The following is a 2,760-nucleotide window of genomic DNA, read 5'->3' on the forward strand; positions in this document are numbered from 1 at the left end:
CGACCCCGTCACCCACCGATCCGGCGATCGTCCCGATCGTCTCGGCGTCGCGGACTCTGACGAAGAGCAGCACCTCCGCGGCAGGAAACGCCGCGAGCTCGTCGAGGGCGGTGATGGCATTCGCCAAGGCCTGCTCGACTTCGTCGTCACCGACGGCGTCCTCGAGGTCGAGGACCATCGAGCACACGCCCTTTGCCGCTTGACGCACGACGGTCGAGGACAGCTTCCCGCGATTCGCGGGTAGGTACAGTGTGGCGCCGAGCGCGGCAGCCAGTAATTCGCGATCGCCGAGGTCCGTGAAGTCCTCGGGCGGGCGGAGGAACAGCGTGTCCATCGCGTCCGGCGCGAGTTGCCCGAAATGCCTCATTGGCGCGAGCTCGTGGAACCCGGGTCCGGAGAGGTGGCCGACCGCCCCCGAATCCGTTCGACGACGGTGGCGATGAACTCGCCCACGGCGTCCAGGCCGACGACGTATGCCCAGTAGTCGGGATGGCGCCCGTGCAACTCGCCGGTCAATCTCTCGATCCGTTCGACCTGCGCATCGAGCACCGACGCCCACTCGCGGGTAACCCCTCGGCTCACCGCGAGCATCTGAGCGTCACGCAACTTGAAGCGAACGTCGTCGGCTTTGGCTGCGGGGTTGTCGCGCACCGTCCGCAGGAGGTCCAGCCGGTCGGTGACGGCATCGATGAGTTCCTCTGCGTCGGTGAGGTGGTTGCGCAACGATGCCGTCAGCTCCAATGCGCCCTCGGGATTGCCCGAAGCCAACGCGGACCTCGCCCTGGCGAGAAGGTTCTCGCCTTCGTCGACCATGCGCCTGCTTCGGTCTTCGTTACTGGTGAGATCTGCCGAGCTGGCGGCGTTGAACTCCCGCAGCAGCGACGAGAAGGCGGGGGCGAGTCGTTCTGCTCGCGTGTGCACGGCTGCGATCCGCGTGCCGACGGATGCGAGAGCCCGGCTAGCGCGAGCGTCCTGCGAAGGGGCTTGCACGAGAGCCCGATTTAGCGCCTCGGCGGCCGCCTGGACGCGTACGGCGGCACTGCGCACGGCAATCGGCTGGCCCGACGAGAGTGCCGCATCAATAGCGACCTCGGCGTCGCGGAGGTCGGCCGCAGCCGCTTGCACCGAGGGGTAGCCGACGAACTTCGGGTCGGTATCAAGCATCTGTTGCCGGACGGTGTTGGCCGCGGCCACGGCGTCCTGCGCCTCGCCAGGCACGGCGGCCAGACTGGCGACTGCGTTCTCGAGCTGGCTGTGTCGGGCGGCGAAGAAGTCGTCGACGGCACGCGATGCGGCGGTCAGCTGCCGCATGACGCGGTCGGCGGCACCCGCTGAGGTGGGCACGGAGCCCGTTGTTTCGTGCGGCGTGGTCAACGCGAGATATGCCGCTGAGGCGTCATAGCAGATGGCAGCGACCCGGTCCCACGGCTCGCGCATCTCCTGCTCGGGGAAGACCTGCTCAGAAGCCTTGACGGCCGACTCCGCGACGGTTTGGCGCCGGTCCATGTCGAGGAACGCATCGGTCAGCTCCGGGGGAACGGCGAGGACCGGCTCGTCTACTCGGGCCCGCGGAAAGAAGCGGGCCGGCCATCGGCTGGTCACGGCCCGATCGTACTTTCCCGGCCGATGCCATCGGTTCTCACACGCATACCAGCCGCGTGCCCGGGTGCTGCTACTAGAGTCGGTCCGGTACGGGGTGAGGGCAGCAACATGGACGTTCCGCGCTCACCACGGGTTCAGCACATAGCTGCGAGCGAAAGGGCTTCAATGGCTGTCAGCTTGACCAAGGGCGGGAACGTTTCACTGACGAAGGCGACCCCGAGCCTGAGCGCCGTAGCGGTTGGTCTTGGCTGGGATCTGCGGTCCACCACGGGTGCAGACTTCGACCTGGACGCCAGTGCGATCGCGACGGGCGCAGATCAGAAGGCATTGTCGAACGCCCACTTCGTGTTCTTCAACAACCTGCGCTCGCCGGAGGGCGCCATCGAACACACTGGGGACAACCTGACTGGCGAGGGCGACGGCGACGACGAGGTCATCAACGTCGACCTTGCGGCGACTCCACCGACGATCAGCAGCATCTTCTTCCCAGTCTCGATCTATGACGCCGACAGCCGTGGTCAGTCATTCGGGCAGGTCCGCAATGCGTACATCAGGGTCGTCGACCGCGCCAGCGGCTCCGAGCTAGCTCGTTACGACCTCAGCGAAGACGCGTCGACCGAGACGGCGATGGTGTTCGGCGAGCTCTACCGAAATGGCACCGAATGGAAGTTCCGTGCAATCGGCCAGGGTTACGCGTCGGGGCTGGCAGGGATCGCCCGCGACTACGGCGTCAACCTGTAGCGCGGAGACGATTCCGCCCACCCTGATCGGCGGGCGGTGACGTTTGCCCGGTGACCACCGAAGCACCTCGGTGCAGATCAGCTCGATCCTCGCGTGGATGTCGCAGACACCGCTCACGAATGGGTTGGACGGTGGCACAATCGGGCGATTGTGACCGAGTGTCGTGGTGATTGACTTTCGGCGGGCCGTGGAGCGCCGTGGAAAGCAAGCTCGAGAGGACATCCGGTTTGGGTGCCGCCCCCGCCCGTGTGGCACCACGACCGTCCCGGACGGGGTGAGATGAGGGGGCGACTCGGTGGCTGGCTCGGCTACTGGACCGAGGATCGGTTGCCGGCCTTCCGACCGCCGGCGGTCTCATTCTCACCGCGGTCGGCGTGCGGGGCAGTTTCATGACCGACCCGGAGGGAGTCTTCGAAA

At 66.7% G+C, this 2,760-nt stretch carries 3 protein-coding genes; 1 reads left to right on the top strand and 2 read right to left on the bottom strand.

The window, feature by feature from the left end:
• Both JWQ24_RS28460 and JWQ24_RS28465 read right to left on the bottom strand, forming a co-directional pair.
• A partial coding sequence (locus JWQ24_RS28460) for an HpcH/HpaI aldolase/citrate lyase family protein (protein ID WP_299815949.1) occupies positions 1 to 334 on the bottom strand: 334 nt, incomplete at its 3' end.
• A gap of 29 nt (positions 335 to 363) precedes the next feature.
• Positions 364 to 1,602 (bottom strand): hypothetical protein, encoded by a 1,239-nt coding sequence (locus JWQ24_RS28465; RefSeq protein ID WP_299815951.1) that lies wholly within the window; start codon positions 1,600 to 1,602, stop codon positions 364 to 366.
• Between the two features lie 165 nt (positions 1,603 to 1,767).
• On the opposite strand from JWQ24_RS28465, the gene JWQ24_RS28470 reads away from it, so the two are divergent.
• Entirely contained in the window at positions 1,768 to 2,343 is a 576-nt protein-coding gene (locus JWQ24_RS28470) for a TerD family protein (protein WP_299815954.1), read from the top strand.
• The last annotated feature ends 417 nt before the right edge of the window (positions 2,344 to 2,760 follow it).

It is taken from the genome of Tardiphaga sp., assembly GCF_028290495.1.
Taxonomy (GTDB): domain Bacteria; phylum Pseudomonadota; class Alphaproteobacteria; order Rhizobiales; family Xanthobacteraceae; genus Tardiphaga.

What these genes read in the sequence shown, in the direction of transcription:
- JWQ24_RS28470 (WP_299815954.1), top strand. Translation starts at nt 1,768, where the DNA reads ATGGCTGTCAGCTTGACCAAGGGCGGGAACGTTTCACTGACGAAGGCG.